The sequence below is a fragment of the Curtobacterium sp. JUb34 genome (assembly GCF_003755065.1).
Taxonomy (GTDB): domain Bacteria; phylum Actinomycetota; class Actinomycetes; order Actinomycetales; family Microbacteriaceae; genus Curtobacterium.
This window is the reverse complement of sequence record NZ_RJVH01000002.1, coordinates 594,613-610,627: the sequence shown is the minus strand read 5'-3', so window position 1 is coordinate 610,627 and position 16,015 is coordinate 594,613. Positions and strand designations below refer to the sequence as shown.

The window sequence follows — 16,015 nt, the reverse complement described above, 5'->3', positions numbered from 1 at the left end:
AGGATGAGGGCAAACCGATCAGTAGGGAGGCGGCACGGTGGCTGCAGTCAATAGCTTCGGCTCGAAGGACACACTGTCGGTTGGGGGTGTCGACTACGCGATCCACCGGATCGACACGGTGCCCGGGCACGAGAAGCTCCCGTACAGCCTCAAGGTGCTGCTCGAGAACCTCCTCCGCACCGAGGACGGCAAGAACGTCACCGAGGCGCAGATCCGCGCGCTCGGCTCCTGGCGCCCCGACGCCGACCCGGACACCGAGATCCAGTTCTCGCCGGCGCGCGTCGTGATGCAGGACTTCACGGGTGTGCCGTGCATCGTCGACCTCGCCACCATGCGCGAGGCCATGGCGGACATCGGCGGCGACCCGAACAAGATCAACCCGCTGTCCCCGGCCGAGATGGTCATCGACCACTCGGTCATCGCCGACCTCTTCGGCAGCACGGACGCACTCCAGCGCAACACCGACCTCGAGTACGAGCGGAACGGTGAGCGCTACCAGTTCCTCCGCTGGGGCCAGACCGCGTTCGAGGACTTCAAGGTCGTCCCGCCGGGCACCGGCATCGTGCACCAGGTGAACATCGAGTACCTGGCGAAGGTCACCTACACCCGCGACTTCGACGGGGAGACGTACGCCTACCCGGACACCCTCGTCGGCACCGACTCGCACACCACGATGGTGAACGGGCTCGGTGTGCTCGGCTGGGGCGTCGGCGGCATCGAGGCCGAGGCCGCGATGCTCGGCCAGCCCGTGTCGATGCTCATCCCGAAGGTCGTCGGCTTCAAGCTCTCCGGCGAGATCCCGGCCGGCGTGACCGCGACCGACGTGGTGCTCACCATCACGCAGGAGCTCCGCAAGCACGGCGTCGTCGGCAAGTTCGTCGAGTTCTACGGCGAGGGCGTCAGTGCCGTCCCGCTCGCGAACCGCGCCACCATCGGCAACATGTCGCCCGAGTTCGGTTCGACGGCGGCGATCTTCCCGGTCGACGACGTCACGCTCGACTACCTGCGCCTGACCGGTCGCGACGAGGCGCAGATCGCCCTGGTCGAGGCGTACTCCAAGGCCCAGGGCCTCTGGCACGACGCCTCGGTGGAGCCGAACTACTCCGAGTACATGGAGCTCGACCTCTCCACGGTCGTGCCGTCGATCTCCGGTCCGAAGCGCCCCCAGGACCGCATCGAGCTGACGAACGCGAAGAGCCAGTTCGAGGTCGACCTGAACAACTACACGACCCCGAGCGAGCAGACCGACCTCGACGACGCGGTGGAGGAGACCTTCCCGGCCTCCGACCCGATCGCCGCGGGCTCCACCAACGAGGACACCGACCTGCACGAGCACGTCTACGTGTCGAGCGCCCCGTCGACGGCCTCGGCCCCGACGAAGGTCGCGATGGACGGGGCCGACCCGTTCACGATCGACCACGGCGCCGTCGCGATCGCCGCGATCACGTCGTGCACGAACACGTCGAACCCGTCCGTCATGATGGCGGCCGGCATCCTCGCGCGGAACGCCGCCGCCAAGGGCCTCACCTCGAAGCCCTGGGTCAAGACGACGCTCGCGCCCGGTTCCAAGGTCGTCACCGACTACTACGAGAAGGCCGGTCTCACGACCTACCTCGAGCAGCTCGGCTTCTACACGGTGGGCTACGGCTGCACCACGTGCATCGGCAACTCGGGCCCGCTGCCGGACGAGATCTCGCAGGCCGTGCAGGACAACGACCTCGCCGTCACCGCGGTGCTCTCCGGCAACCGCAACTTCGAGGGTCGGATCAACCCCGACGTCAAGATGAACTACCTGGCGTCCCCGCCGCTGGTCATCGCCTACGCCCTCGCCGGGTCGATGCACTTCGACTTCGACAAGGACGCCCTCGGGCAGGACCAGGACGGCAACGACGTCTACCTGCAGGACATCTGGCCCGACGCGGCCGAGGTGCAGCAGGTCATCGACGAGTCGATCGACACCGAGATGTTCACCCACGAGTACGGCTCCGTGTTCGAGGGCGACGACCGCTGGAAGAACCTGCCGACCCCCACGGGCGACACCTTCGAGTGGGACCAGGAGTCGACCTACGTGCGGAAGCCCCCGTACTTCGAGGGCATGACCATGCAGCCCGACGCGGTGTCGGACATCTCCGGCGCCCGCGTGCTGGCGAAGCTCGGTGACTCGGTCACGACCGACCACATCTCGCCCGCAGGTTCGATCAAGGCGGACAGCCCGGCCGGCAAGTACCTGGCGGAGCACGGCGTGGACCGCAAGGACTTCAACTCCTACGGTTCCCGTCGTGGCAACCACGAGGTGATGATCCGCGGCACGTTCGCGAACATCCGCCTGCGCAACCAGCTGCTGGACGGTGTCGAGGGCGGTTACACCCGCGACTTCACCACCGCCGACGGCGAGCAGTCGTTCATCTACGACGCCTCGCAGCACTACCAGGAGCAGGGCATCCCGCTCGTCATCTTCGGTGGCAAGGAGTACGGCTCGGGCTCGTCGCGCGACTGGGCGGCCAAGGGCACGAACCTGCTCGGCGTCCGCGCCGTCATCACCGAGAGCTTCGAGCGGATCCACCGCTCGAACCTGATCGGCATGGGTGTCGTCCCGCTGCAGTTCCCGGCGGGCGAGACCGTCGAGTCCCTCGGACTCGACGGCACCGAGGTCGTCTCGATCTCCGGCCTGACCGAGCTGAACGAGGGCCGCACCCCGAAGACCGTGCACGTCACCGCGACGCCGAGCGAGCACTCGCCCGCCGGCAAGCAGCCGGTCGAGTTCGACGCGGTCGTCCGCATCGACACCCCGGGTGAGGCCGACTACTACCGCAACGGCGGCATCCTGCAGTACGTGCTCCGCTCGCTCGTCTGAACGACGTGAGCACGGGTCGCTGACGCGACCACACGACGGACTGGAGGCCCGTGGCGAACCCGCCACGGGCCTCCAGTCCGTCTGCCGGTTGCGCGCATAGAGTGGGCCGACAGCCCCACGAAAGGAGCGCCCGTGAGCCTGCTCAGCAGCATCACGTCGCCGCGCGACCTGAAGCGTCTCTCCGACGCGCAGATGACCGACCTCGCCGCCGAGATCCGCCGGTTCCTGGTGGCCGAGGTCGCGAAGACCGGCGGGCACCTCGGACCGAACCTCGGCGTCGTCGAGCTGACGCTCGCGATGCACCGGGTCTTCGACTCGCCGAACGACCCGTTCGTGTTCGACACCGGACACCAGTCGTACGTGCACAAGCTCGTCACCGGGCGGCAGGACTTCTCGAAGCTGCGCGAGCGGGGCGGCATCGCCGGCTACCCGCAGCGGAGCGAGTCGGAGCACGACATCGTCGAGTCCTCGCACGCGTCGTCGTCGCTGTCCTGGGCCGACGGGATCTCCCGTGCCTTCGGGCAGACCGGCCAGACCGACCGTACCGTCGTCGCGGTCGTCGGTGACGGTGCCCTCACCGGTGGGATGACGTGGGAGGCGCTCAACAACATCTCGGACGACAACGACCGCCGGCTGGTCATCGTGGTCAACGACAACGGCCGGTCCTACGCCCCGACGATCGGTGGCATGGCGCGGTTCCTCAGCTCGATGCGGACGCGGCGCGAGTACCGGGCGCTGTACGAGACCTCGCGGGCGGTGGCGGACCGGTTCGGTGCCCCCGGACGTGCAGTCTACCGGGGGATGCGTGGGGGCCTGCACGGGTTCCTGTCGCGGTTCACGAACAACGAGGCGCTGTACTCGAACCTCGACATCAAGTACATCGGCCCGGTCAACGGCCACGACCAGCGGGCGATGGAAGCGGCGCTCCGCCAGGCGAAGGCCTACGGTGCCCCGACGATCGTGCACGCGATCACCGAGAAGGGGCACGGGTTCGAACCCGCCCTGCGCGACCAGGCCGACCAGTTCCACGCCGTCGGACACATCGACCCGGAGACGGGGGAGTCGCTCGACGCCGCGTCGGGGCCGTCGTGGACCTCGGTGTTCGCGTCGGCGCTGGCGTCGGCCGGTGACTCGGACCCCCGGATCGTCGCGATCACGGCGGCGATGCTCCGGCCGACCGGGCTGCACCTGTTCCAGGAGCAGCACCCCGACCGCGTGTACGACGTCGGCATCGCCGAGCAGCACGCCGTCACCACGGCAGCTGGTCTGGCCTACGGCGGCCTGCACCCGGTCGTGGCGCTCTACGCGACGTTCCTGAACCGTGCGTTCGACCAGGTGCTGATGGACGTCGCCCTGCACAAGGCCGGCGTGACCTTCGTGCTCGACCGCGCCGGGATCACCGGGCCGGACGGCCCCTCGCACCACGGCATGTGGGACCTTGCCCTGCTGCAGGTCGTGCCGGGGATCCGGATCGCGGCTCCACGCGACGCCGCGACCCTGCGTGAGGAGTTCCGCGAGGCGATCGCGGTCGACGACGCCCCCACCGTGCTGCGCTGGTCGAAGGGGCAGGTCGGGCCGGACATCCCCGCGCTGCGCCGGATGGACGACGGGGTCGACGTGCTGCACGCCGCCGCGGACGGCGTCGAGGACGTGCTCTTCGTGGCCGTCGGCTCGATGGTGCCGACCGCACTCGAGGCTGCCGGGCTGCTCGAGGCGCAGGGCATCGGCGTCACCGTGGTCGACCCGCGCTGGGTGGTGCCGATCCCGTCGTCGCTCATCGAGCTGTCGCGCACGCATCGGCTCGTCATCACGATCGAGGACGGCGTGCGCGTGGGCGGCGTCGGCACACGACTGCGGCAGGACCTGCGGGCTGCCGGGGTCGATACGGGTGTCAACGAGTTGGGCCTGCCGGACGCGTTCATCGACCACGCGACCCGGTCGCAGATCCTCGCCGACGTCGGGTTGACGGCGCAGGCGATCGCCCGCGACGTCATCGACCAGGTCGTCGGGACGAAGGTGCCGCAGGCGAAGCCCGCACGGTCGAGGGAGTCCGCCGACCGCTAGACGGGGCGTGCGGAACCAGGTTCCGGACATGGCACCACGTACTTCCGCGGTGCTGTGTCCGGAACCTGGTTCCGCCGGAAGGTCACCCATGCCGTCAGGGGCATGTCCCTCGGGGACGTCTGGCAGGATCGCTGCATGCGACGGGGGTTCAGGACGACGGCGGTGGCGATCGGTCTCGCCGTGGTGGCGCTGTCCTCAGGGTGCGCAGCGATGAACGACGGTTCGGTCGCGCCGGAGCTCGGTGCAGATGCCCGAATCAGCGCCAGACAGACGATGCACCGTGTGGTCGACTGGAAGGGCACCGCCGCAGTCCACCGGGTCGATGCCACCTGGACGGACACGTGCGGCCACGCGAGCAACTCCGGGTTCTTCCAGCCCGCTTCGGGCACGACGTGTCGGATCGACGCCGGAGCGGTGTACACGATCGACGGTGCGGACACACCGGTCGACGCGGTGCGCATCGTCGGTCCGGCACTGCGGGCGGGCGGCCTGACCGACGAAGACCTCGTGGCACAGGCGATCCAGCCGGACGGATCGACACCGTCCCTGGTCGACATCGGTGGGCGGCAGTCGATCGCACTCGGCAGCGACCTCGGGCAGGACCGGTTCGCGGTCGTGCGGGTCCGCGGTTGGGACGGGTCACTCGGACTGTGGCAGTCGGAGGGATCGTCCGTCGTGCAGTCCGCACCGGGTCTCGGCGTCGACCGACGCGATGAGGCCGTCCGGGCGAGCGGGGCGGACTACGTGCTCGTCGTGACGCACAGCGCCGCGTACTTCACGTCGTACGACAACGAGCCGCCCGAGCCGTCGGCACCACGGCCGTCGGTCCCGCCGTGCTTCAGCGGCAGCAACGACTGCGTCGGCGGTTGACGGCGGCGGTGGACGACACCGCAGCGGGCCGGCCACGCACAACAAAAGTCACCCCGAACCACGGCGATCCGCGGTTCGGGGTGACTTCGGTTGTGCGGGACGGACTCGCGCCGGCTAGCGCGAAGCCGGGCCGACGATCAGCGGGTCGTGGAAGCTCCCACCGAAGACGCGCTCGGACGCCCCACTGCGGTCGAGGTACGGGCTGATCCCACCGGCCTGGAACGGGTAGCCCGCACCGAGGATCAGGCCGAGGTCGATCTCCTCGACGTGCTGGACGACCTCGTCCTCGAGCATGCGGTGCAGCTCGTCGGCCAGGGCGTCCTCGAAGCGCTGCTGCATCGCTGCGGCGTCGACGGGCTCCGCGTCCTTCTTGGACGGCGCGACGAGCTTGACGGCGGCAGGGTCGTACCCGGTCGCGTTGCCCTTCTTGTCGCGGGTGAGGATCTTCCCGTGCTCGGCGATCTTCTTCAGCCCGTCACCGGGGTAGAAACGCTCCGGCCACGCGGCGTGGTGCGAGTCGAGCACGTGCGCCCCGACCGGCAGTCCGACGAGCTCGAGCAGCTCGAACGGCGACATCGGCAGTCCCAGCGGCGCGGCACCGGCCGCCACGACGTCGAACGAGGTGCCCTGCTCGACGCCACGCATCGCCTCACCGAGGACCCGTGCGAGCACGCGGTTCACGACGAAGCCCGGCTGGTCGGCCGTGATGATCGCCGTCTTCTTGAGGGTCTTCGCGACGGCGAGGGCCGTGACGAGTGTCTCGTCGGAGGTCTCGGCGGTGCGGACGACCTCGAGCAGGGGCATCACGGCGACGGGGTTGAAGAAGTGGAACCCGACCAGGCGCGACGGGTCGGACAGCACCGAACCCATCTCGGAGACCGACAACGACGAGGTGTTCGTGGCGAGGATGGCGTCCGGGGCGATGACCTGCTCGATCTTCCGGAAGACCTCCTGCTTGACGGTCATCTCCTCGAAGACGGCCTCGATCACCCAGTCGGCGTCGGCGAAGGCGTCGTAGGACACCGAGCCGCTGACGAGGGCCGTGATGCGGTTGGCGTCGTCCGGGGAGATCCGCCCCTTGTCGAGCAGCTTCGCGACCTCGCCACGGATGCGCTCCACGCCGGCGTCGACGCGGGACTGGTCGACGTCGGTGATCACCACGGGGACGCCGAGGCGTCGGGCGAAGAGCAGCGCGAACTGCGACGCCATCAGCCCGGCGCCGAGGACACCGACCTTCGTGATCTTCTTCGGCTCGACGCCCTCCGGAGCGCCGACGGGCTTCTTCGCACGCTTCTGCACCAGGTCGAACGCGTACATCGACGCGGCGAACTGGTCGCCGGAGAGCAGGTCCGCGAGGGCGTCGTCCTCGTCGGCGAACCGCTCGTCCAACGAGCCGCCGCGAGCCGCGGCGACGAGGTCGAGCGCTCGGAACGGCGACTTCGGCACGGTGCCGATCTTCGACGCCACCTGCCCCCTCGCGACCTTGACGACGGTGCCCCAGGCAGCCTTCTCGAGCATGCCCGGCTCGTTCTTGCGCACCACCTTGGTCGCGCCGGTGATGACGCCGTCGGCCCAGGCCACCGCTGCGGGCAGGAACGTCACCGACGGGATGAGCACGTCGCCGATGCCGATCTCGACCGCAGCCGGGCCGTCCATCAGGCGGTTGTTCTTGAGCGGGTTCTCGACGATGACGCGGAGTGCTCGTTCGGGGCCGATCAGGCGGGGGAGGAGCGTCGCGCCACCCCAGCCGGGGATGATGCCGAGGAAGACCTCGGGCAGGCCGATGCCCTGCGCGGCGGACGAGAACGCCCGGTACGTGCAGTGCAGGGCGATCTCGAGCCCACCGCCGAGGGCCAGGGTGTTCACGAAGGCGAACGACGGCACCCCGAGGTCGGAGAACTTGCGGAGCGTGGCGTGCCCGAGGGCGGCCAGGTCGTGGGCGGCCTCGCGCGAGGGCACCGCCGCGGCCTGGGACAGGTCGGCCCCGGCGGCGAAGCAGTACTCCTTGCCGGTGATCGCGACGCCCTGGATCGTCCCGGCGGCCGCCTCGGTCTTCAGGGTGTCTAGCACCCCGGAGAGTTCGTGGAGGGTACGCGGCCCGAGGGTGTTCGGACGCTTGTAGTCCTTGCCGTTGTCGAGCGTGATGAGCGCCAGTGTGCCGCCGGAGGGCATCGTGACGTGCTTGACGAACGAGTGCGTGACGACCTCGTCCTCGCTGAGTTCGGACAGGCGGTCGGTGTCGACGGTGGTCATGCTCAAGCCCCCTTCCGAGCCGAACGTGCTGCGGACTTGCTGAAACCGGGGTTCTCCCAGATGACGGTGCCGCCCTGCCCGAGCCCGATGCACATCGTGGTGATGCCGTACTGGACGTCCGGACGCTCGGCGAACTGCGCCGCGAGCTGCGTCATCAGGCGGACACCGCTCGATGCCAGCGGGTGGCCGACGGCGATCGCGCCGCCCCACGCGTTGACGTTCGCGGAGTCCTGGGCGATGCCGTAGTTGTCGAGGAACGCGAGCACCTGCACGGCGAACGCCTCGTTGATCTCGAACAGGCCGATGTCGTCGATGGACAGGCCGGCCTTCGACAGCGCCTTGTCGGTGGCGGGGACCGGGCCGACGCCCATGACCTCGGGCTCGACGCCGGCGAAGGCGAACGAGACCATCCGCATCTTCGTGGGCAGGCCGTGCTCCTTGGCGCCCTCGGCCGAGGCGAGCAGGCTCATCGTCGCGCCGTCGTTGAGGCCGGCGGCGTTGCCGGCGGTGACGCGCCCGTGCGGACGGAACGGGGTCTTCAGCGCGGCCAGGGCCTCGAGCGTGGTGCCCGGACGCGGCGGCTCGTCGGTGCTGACGACGTCCCAGCCGTCGCCCTTGTTCACCTCGACCGGGATGATGTCCGGCTGCAGCTTGCCAGCTGCCCAGGCGGCGGCGTAGCGCTGCTGCGACTGGACGGCGTAGGCGTCCGTGCGGTCCTTCGTGATCGCCGGGAAGCGATCGTGCAGGCGCTCGGCGGTGGAGCCCATCACCAGTGCATCGCTGGACACCATGCGCTCGGCGATGAACCGCGGGTTCGGGTCGGAGTTGAAGCCCATCGGGTGGCGTCCCATGTGCTCGACGCCGCCGGCGATCGCGAGGTCCGCGGCACCGAAGGCGATGGCTCCCGCGAGCGTCGTGACACTCGTCATGGCACCGGCGCACATGCGGTCGATCGCGTACCCCGGAACCGACTTCGGCAGGCCGGCCAGCATGCCGACGGTGCGGCCGAGGGTCAGCCCCTGGTCACCCTGTTGCGTGGTCGCCGCGACGGCGACGTCGTCCACCGCTGCGGTGTCGAGCGAGGCGTTCCGGTCGAGCAGTCCGCGCATCGCGTGCACCGCGAGGTCGTCGGACCGGGTCTTCCAGAACACCCCCTTCTCGCCGGCTCGTCCGAACGGCGTCCGTACTCCGTCCACGAACACGACGTCTGATGCCTTTGGCAATCCGGGCCTCCCAGATCCTCTTCGATCGGGCCGGAACGCTCATCGCTCCGGCCGGCCGGGCCTCGCCCGGCGACGCTCCCGACGCTATGCCCCCAGGCTGGGCGGCCGCATGCCGGTTGGGCGGTTCCTACGACTCGACGTCATCCGTCGCCGCGGGCTGCTGTGCAGCAGCGACAAAGGCCGAGGCGATGACCGAGGCCAGTTCCTCCACCTGCCACGGACGGGCCTCGTGCGAGGCGAGGGCAGCCCCGACCAGCTCGGTCGACGGTGGCGACGGCGGTGCCCACGACACCACCCGGAGGGTCTCCGGGGTGAGCAGGTTCTCGAGCGGGATGTCGAGCTCCTCGGACCGCTTCGTCACCGCAGCACGGGCGGCCTTGTACCGGCGGTCGGCCGCGGGATTGCGGTCGGCCCAGGCGCGGGGCGGCGGGAGCGTGGCCTCGCCGGATCCGCGGAGCTTCGGCAGGTCCTCGGTCGTCCGGCCCTCGTCCACCGCGGCCCACCAGCGGTCGAGCTCGGACCGGCTGGCCCGGCCGGTGAAGGCCTTCAGCCCGCCGAGCTCGGCGCGCGACGCGGGTGCGGCCGCCGCCGCTGCGACGATGGCGGCGTCGGGGATGGTGCGCCCGGGAGCGATGTCGGCCGCGCGGGCGTACTCGTCGCGGGCGAGCCAGAGCGACCGGGCGATCGCGAGCGCGCGGGCACCACGGAGGGCGTGCATGCCGGACAGCCGGCGCCACGGCTCGGCGCGGACGGGCTTCGGGGCGCGGTGCAGCACCGCGTCGAACTCCTCCTCCGCGATGCGGGACTTGCCGGCCTCGTCGAGGTTCGCGGCGAGGGCGTCGCGCAGGTCCGGCAGGAGTTCGACGTCGAGCGATGCGTACACGAGCCACGACTGCGGCAGCGGTCGGGTCGACCAGTCGGCCGCCGAGTGCGCCTTGGCGAGCGTGATCCCGAGCAGCTGCTCGACGACGGCACCGAGCCCGACCCGGGGGAACCCGGCGATGCGTGCGCCGAGTTCGGTGTCGAAGATGCGGGTCGGGACGAGGCCGACCTCCTGCAGGCACGGCAGGTCCTGCGACGCGGCGTGGAAGAGCCACTCCTCGTCGACGATGGCCGCCTGCAGCTCGGAGAAGTCGCCGATCGGGATCGGGTCGAACAGGAACGCGCCGGCACCGCGGCGGAACACCTGGATCAGGTAGGCGCGCTGCGAGTAGCGGTAGCCGCTGGCGCGCTCGGCGTCGACGGCGACGGGGCCGTGACCCGCAGCGATCGCGGCGACGGCGGCCAGGTAGTCGTCGCGCGACTCGATGACCTTGACGGCCTCGTGCGAGTCCTCGAACGCGGGGTCCGGTGCACCGGGGGTCGAACTGACGGGGTCGGTCACTTGGCGAGCCTCCTCGGGGCCAACAGGGTCACGCCGTCCGAGGCAGGAGGCAGACCGGCGAGCATGGCGACGATGTCCTGCCATGCCCGGACGTGCGCGGTGAGGTCGTCACCGCGCGGCGTCCACGATGCGCGGAGTTCCAGCTGGGCGCCGTCACCCTGTGCGGCGAGGTCGCCGTACCCGCGCGAGATGATCTTGGTGGCCGTGCCCGAGGCGTGGTCGTACTCGGCGCCGTGCGTCTCGAGCGCGTCGACGAGCCAGCTCCACGTGACATCGGCGACGAACTCGTCGACGCCGATCTCCGGTTCGAGTGGTGCTTGCGCGAACGAGACGACCCGGAAGGCACCGCCCCAGCCCTCGGGTTCTTCGGGGTCGTACAGGGCGATGAAGCGCCCGGTGCCGAGGTCCGACTCGACGCCGTGCGCGGTGCCGGACACGTCCGCCGCCAGGGCGATCGAGAACGGTGCGATCCGCGTGGGCGAGGGGATCTCGGTGACGGTGGTCTCGGAACGGCTGCTGCCGGAGGACACGAACGCGCGGAGCCGCGCGAAGGCGTCGGGCTCTCGGGTTTCGGACACACATGCAGACTAGGCTCCGGGCCATGTCCCGATCCGCGCGACCCGCCGAGGACGCCGTCCAGGAGACCGCACGATCGGCCGGGTTCATCGCACTCGGCGCCGGTCTGGCCGCCGCCGCCGTGGGAACGGCCGTCATCGGTGGCTTCGTCGCCGCCGTCGCCCGCGCCGTCGTCACCCCGGACCGCAAACGCACCGAACGCGTCCCGATCCACGCCGTCGACCCGGTCCGGATGACCGTGACCATCGAGCGGACCGCCGACACCGAGCTGCAGGGCCGGTACTCGCTCTGGTTCGGTGCCGGCACCGGCCACATGCGCGTCGGCGAGGTCCTCGGCACCACCGACACCACGGTCACGCGTCGCATCATCGCGATCGACGCCGGCGACCCGACCGCTGCACGCCGCGGTCGCTGGGGTGGCTGGTTCTACCTGACCCCCGGCGAGCTCGACGTGCCGGTCGAGGACATCGACATCCCCACACCGAACGGCCCCGCACCCGCCTGGGTCGTCCGCGCCGACGACCCGGACGCCCCGTGGGCCGTCCTGGTGCACGGGCGCGGCGTCACCCGCGCCGAGACCATCCGCGCCGTCCCGGTCTTCCGCGCCGCCGGCTACTCGGTCGTGCTCGCGTCGTGGCGCAATGACGGAGTCGCACCGCCGAGCGTCGACGGCCGCTACGGCCTCGGCAGCACCGAGTGGGAGGACATCGACTCCGTCCTCCGGTGGCTCAGTGCCCAGAACGCGCGGAGCGTCGTGCTCATGGGCTGGTCGATGGGCGGTGCCGTCGTGCTGCAGACCCTGCTGCGCTCGCGCTTCGCCGGGCTCGTCGACGGCGTGGTGCTCGAGTCACCCGTGGTCGACTGGCACGCGGTGCTCAAGTCGCAGAGCCAGTTGATGGGGTTGCCGCGGCCGGTCCGCAAGGTCGCCCAGCGTCTGCTCCGCACCCCGGTGCTGCACCGGCTCGCTGGCCTGCAGCAGCCGGTGGACCTGCGGGAACTCGACATGGTCACCCGGTCCGCCGAGCTGACGGTGCCGATCCTCCTGCTGCACAGCGACGACGACGGGTTCGTGCCGTCCTCGGCCTCGCACGACCTGGCACGCGCACGGCCCGACCTGGTGCGGCTCGAGGTGCAGACCACGGCCCGGCACACCAAGCTCTGGAACCACGACGCCGACTGGTTCGACGCCCGCATCCTCGCGTGGCTCACCGAGGTGGTCCAGCGGCGCGGGGCGGCCAGCGCGCGGTAGACGCGACCGAAGGGCGGACGGGAGGCCCGTGGCGACCCCGCCACGGGCCTCCCGTCCGACGTTGCGTGCGTTCGATCGCATCGTGAGCAGAAATGGTCGGGTCACCGTCGCGCACTCGACCCTTTCTGCTCACGAAGCGGGTGGTGCGGCAATCGTTCCGTTCGTCGTCTGCTGTCGCGGCCCGAAGTCTTCGAGACGAGTCGCCGGTCGGCCCGGCCGCGCTGGGCCGTGCGTCCGGTCGGAGGTCATCCGGTCTCCTCTGTCGTCTCGCTGTGCAGGGAGAGGCCGCCGATGCCCATGGCAGCGACGACGTCGGCGTTCCCGGGCGTGAACGCCGTGATTCCGACCGAGGTGTCAGCCTGCACGATGCAGAACCCCGGCTGCTCGTCGCCGAGCGGCACGAGCGCACCTGCGAACCCGTCGAGTCCGCGGACGTCGAAGCCCTTCTCGGCGGCCATCGTGTACTTCGTCAGGACGGTCCGTGCCGTCGACAGCGCGCCCTGTTCGAAGATGCGGACCCGGTCATCGGCCAGACACTGCGATGCCACCTCGAGCGCCAGTTCCACCCCCGGGGCGTTCGACGCACGGAGGCGCGCGCACAGCTCCTGGACGGTGATGTGGACGATTCCGACGGATCGGTCGATCGCCGTGGCCGCCACGAGCGAGCGGTCCGTCGCGCGCACCACCGCGGTCACCAGTTCATCGCCGTGCTCGACCTGGCAGATCAGGACAAGCTCGTCCCCGAGGGCTTGGAGCGAGTTGATGAACGGTACGAGGTTCGGCTCCTGCTTCGAGTAGCTCCGCCGGGTGGCCGCTGCGAACGACCTCGCGGACACGTCGGAGACGAGCACATCCGTGTCCGGCCCGACAGCGGCGAGGATCTCGACGACACGGTCCGGGAGCTCCACGGTCGATTCATTGGTGATCGCTCGGAGATGGTGGATCGAGACGTCCGGGGGCGCGCCCGTCACCGTCGGATCTCCGCGGACGACGGGCTGTGCCGGTACCGGACCTCGTCGTCGGGCAGGGCAACGATGTCGACCCGTGCGCGCCCCGGTTCGCTGTAGTGCCAGGACGGACCTCGGCGATTCGACCAGCCCTCCAGCAACGCACCCGAGGCGAACCGGATGGCGATCCGCCCGCCCTCGATTGCACCGTCCGACACGACCTCGGTGTGCAGCGCGAGGAGGCCGAGCAGGGACGGTTTGTCACCGGGATCGAGGAACGCGTGCTCCCCGTCAGAGCCGGTCAGCGCGAAGTCGGTCTCGAACCGGAGCGACGCACCGCTCGAGAACCGGATCGTCACGTCGGATTCGATGCCGATGCAGTCGACGGCGTCGCCGGCGATGTCCAGCGCGAAGGGTCGACCCGGAACCCGCACCCTCAGGGCTTCTTCCGCACCGGGGCTCGTACTGCCCTCAAGCGGATCGACACGAACCGGGCGACCCTTCGGCCCAGAGACGTGCCAGGACTCGAACCCAGCGTCCGGACCGGCGACGAGGGTCGCTCCGTCAGCGAAGACCAGCGTGAGCGTGTCGCCCTCCACCGATCGTCCAACGAGTTCTGTGCCGAACAGCCGCAGGATCGGGAGCAGCGAGTCCTTGCGCTCCGGATCGACGACCACGCTGCGGCCGGATCGGTCCGTGGCGGTGAACGCAGCTTCGAGCTGCACGCTGGACCCCTCGGTGAAGCGCAGGTCGAGCCGGAAGTCGACGCCGATGAAGTGGAGCGTGCCCGCGACGGGGACGGGCACCGCCGCCCGACCTGGCTCCGATGTGTCAGTGGCCATGACCGTCCCCTCGTGCGGATTGCTGTTCAGGAGCTGCCTTCGCTGAGTCTGCTCGAGCAGATCGTGGTTCTCCGAAGAGTTCCCATGACGTCGGAGTGGGGCGGGGAGTCGACCCACTCGCCACCGTCATCCCCCCCTGGTGCCGACCGCACCATCCTGGCACGGGTCCGGACTGGTATTCCAGAGGACGGCATGCGTGCCGAGGCGAGATGGACGGGAGGCCCGTGGCGGATCCGCCACGGGCCTCCCGTCCGCCTTCCGGTTGCGTCTACGACACCGCAGCCTGCACCTGCCGCTGCACGCGACCGAGCATGCCCACCATGCCGCGGATCCGCAGCGGGCTGACCGCCTCGGACAGCCCGATCGTCAACGGGTAGTCCGCGGGCACGGCGAGCACCTGCGCTGCCGTCAGGCCGCTCAGGCCCTGCGCGAGTATCGATGCGAAGCCGCGCGTGGTCGGCGCCTCGCGCGGAGCGGTCGCGTGCATGCGGACGACGTCGGGTGCGTCGCCGTCCTCGCCCACGGTCACCGTGATGAACACGGGGGACTGGCACTCCTCGACCCGTTCGAGTTCGTCCTCGTGCCCCTGCAGCCGTTCGGGCAGCGCGGGCAGCTCGTTCGAGAACTCGAGGAGGAGCTGCAGGCGGTCCTTCTGGCCCAGGGCGAGGAAGTCGTCGCGGATCTCGGCGAGGGTGGCGGGGAGTGTGGCGTCGTTCATCGGTTCGGAACTGTACCCGGCTCCGCGCCCTGCACGATCGGGACGCGGACGGCGCTGCCCCACTCGGTCCACGAACCGTCGTAGTTGCGGACGCTGTCGTAGCCGAGCAGGTGCTGCAGGACGAACCAGGTGTGGCTCGACCGCTCACCGATGCGGCAGTAGGCGATGACCTCGTCCGCGTCGCCGATGCCGGCGCCCTCGCGGTAGATCGCGTCGAGTTCCGCGCGCGGCTTGAAGGTGCCGTCCGGTGCGGCGGCCGTGGCCCACGGGATGTTCACCGCGGTGGGGACGTGGCCGCCGCGCAGCGCTCCTTCTTCCGGGTAGTCGGGGGCGGTGGTGCGGGAACCGTCGTACTCGCCTGGGCTGCGCACGTCGATGAGGGGCTTGCCGAGGTGGGCGAGCACGTCGTCCTTGTAGGCACGGATCTCGGTGTCGATCCGGTCGACGACCGGGTACTCGGCCGGCGTCACGACGGTCTCGTCGGTGGTGAGGGCGCGGTCCTCGGCGATCCACTTCGCACGGCCGCCGTCGAGCAGGCGGACGTCCTCGTGGCCGAACAGCGAGAACACCCAGAGGGCGTAGGCGGCCCACCAGTTGTTCTTGTCGCCGTAGACCACGACGGTGGTCTCGCGGCCGATGCCCTTGCTGCCGAGCAGTTCGGCGAACGCCTCGCCGTCGATGTAGTCGCGCTGGACCGGGTCGTTGAGGTCGGTGTGCCAGTCGATCTTGACGGCACCGGGGATGTGGCCCGTCTCGTAGAGCAGGACGTCCTCGTCGGACTCGACGACGACCAGGTCGGGGGTGCGGGCGTCCAGTTGCTCCTGCAGCCACTCGGTGGAGACGAGACGCTCCGGGTGGGCGTAGGCGGTGAACTTCTCGGACGGGTCGACCGGTGCGGTCATGGTGGGCTACCTCCAGGTGGTCATCCGGCACCGGACTAGGATCGGTCGTCGGTGCCTGTGGGCAACGGTACGCGGACGTACCGTGCCCCAGCCGCAACGTGACACCGCACGACTTGCTTCCCGGAAGGCCCAC

At 70.2% G+C, this 16,015-nt stretch carries 12 protein-coding genes; 4 read left to right on the top strand and 8 right to left on the bottom strand.

The window, feature by feature from the left end; all coding sequences use genetic code 11:
- Positions 1-37: 37 nt before the first annotated feature.
- The 3 genes from acnA (at position 38) to EDF63_RS09375 (ending at position 5,788) form a co-directional block, all read left to right on the top strand.
- Positions 38-2,854: an aconitate hydratase AcnA gene (acnA, locus tag EDF63_RS09385; RefSeq protein WP_123312762.1), complete on the top strand. Its 2,817-nt coding sequence runs from the start codon at positions 38-40 to the stop codon at positions 2,852-2,854.
- Positions 2,855-2,986: 132 nt separating this feature from the next.
- A complete protein-coding gene (gene dxs, locus EDF63_RS09380) occupies positions 2,987-4,918 on the top strand; it encodes a 1-deoxy-D-xylulose-5-phosphate synthase (RefSeq protein WP_123312761.1) in 1,932 nt (643 codons plus the stop codon).
- Positions 4,919-5,053: 135 nt separating this feature from the next.
- Positions 5,054-5,788: a hypothetical protein gene (locus tag EDF63_RS09375; RefSeq protein WP_148061761.1), complete on the top strand. Its 735-nt coding sequence runs from the start codon at positions 5,054-5,056 to the stop codon at positions 5,786-5,788.
- Positions 5,789-5,902: 114 nt separating this feature from the next.
- Here EDF63_RS09375 and EDF63_RS09370 read toward each other — a convergent pair whose 3' ends face one another.
- The 4 genes from EDF63_RS09370 to EDF63_RS09355 all read right to left on the bottom strand — a co-directional run bounded on the left by EDF63_RS09370 (position 5,903) and on the right by EDF63_RS09355 (position 11,226).
- On the bottom strand, positions 5,903-8,041 hold the full coding sequence (locus tag EDF63_RS09370) for a 3-hydroxyacyl-CoA dehydrogenase NAD-binding domain-containing protein (protein WP_123312759.1): 2,139 nt from the start codon (positions 8,039-8,041) through the stop codon (positions 5,903-5,905).
- A gap of 2 nt (positions 8,042-8,043) precedes the next feature.
- Entirely contained in the window at positions 8,044-9,264 is a 1,221-nt protein-coding gene (locus EDF63_RS09365; RefSeq protein ID WP_123312758.1) for a thiolase family protein, read from the bottom strand.
- A 127-nt stretch (positions 9,265-9,391) separates the two neighbouring features.
- A complete protein-coding gene (locus EDF63_RS09360; protein ID WP_395871728.1) occupies positions 9,392-10,648 on the bottom strand; it encodes an HRDC domain-containing protein in 1,257 nt (418 codons plus the stop codon).
- On the bottom strand, positions 10,645-11,226 hold the full coding sequence (locus tag EDF63_RS09355) for a DUF3000 domain-containing protein (protein ID WP_123312757.1): 582 nt from the start codon (positions 11,224-11,226) through the stop codon (positions 10,645-10,647). The genes EDF63_RS09360 and EDF63_RS09355 overlap by 4 nt, the downstream gene beginning before the upstream one ends.
- A 23-nt stretch (positions 11,227-11,249) precedes the next feature.
- Here EDF63_RS09355 and EDF63_RS09350 point away from each other — a divergent pair, with 23 nt between their 5' ends.
- Entirely contained in the window at positions 11,250-12,473 is a 1,224-nt protein-coding gene (locus EDF63_RS09350; RefSeq protein WP_185021356.1) for an alpha/beta fold hydrolase, read from the top strand.
- Positions 12,474-12,718: 245 nt separating this feature from the next.
- Here the strand turns inward: EDF63_RS09350 and EDF63_RS09345 are convergent, their stop codons facing one another.
- From EDF63_RS09345 to EDF63_RS09330, 4 genes are all read right to left on the bottom strand, one after another.
- A complete protein-coding gene (locus tag EDF63_RS09345; protein ID WP_123312755.1) occupies positions 12,719-13,381 on the bottom strand; it encodes a hypothetical protein in 663 nt (220 codons plus the stop codon).
- A 59-nt stretch (positions 13,382-13,440) separates the two neighbouring features.
- Positions 13,441-14,262, bottom strand: coding sequence for a DUF6188 family protein (locus tag EDF63_RS09340; protein WP_148061760.1), 822 nt, complete (start codon positions 14,260-14,262; stop codon positions 13,441-13,443).
- Between the two features lie 268 nt (positions 14,263-14,530).
- Positions 14,531-14,980: a SufE family protein gene (locus EDF63_RS09335; protein ID WP_123312753.1), complete on the bottom strand. Its 450-nt coding sequence runs from the start codon at positions 14,978-14,980 to the stop codon at positions 14,531-14,533.
- On the bottom strand, positions 14,977-15,882 hold the full coding sequence (locus tag EDF63_RS09330) for a sulfurtransferase (protein WP_123312752.1): 906 nt from the start codon (positions 15,880-15,882) through the stop codon (positions 14,977-14,979). The genes EDF63_RS09335 and EDF63_RS09330 overlap by 4 nt, the downstream gene beginning before the upstream one ends.
- Between the last annotated feature and the right edge of the window lie 133 nt (positions 15,883-16,015).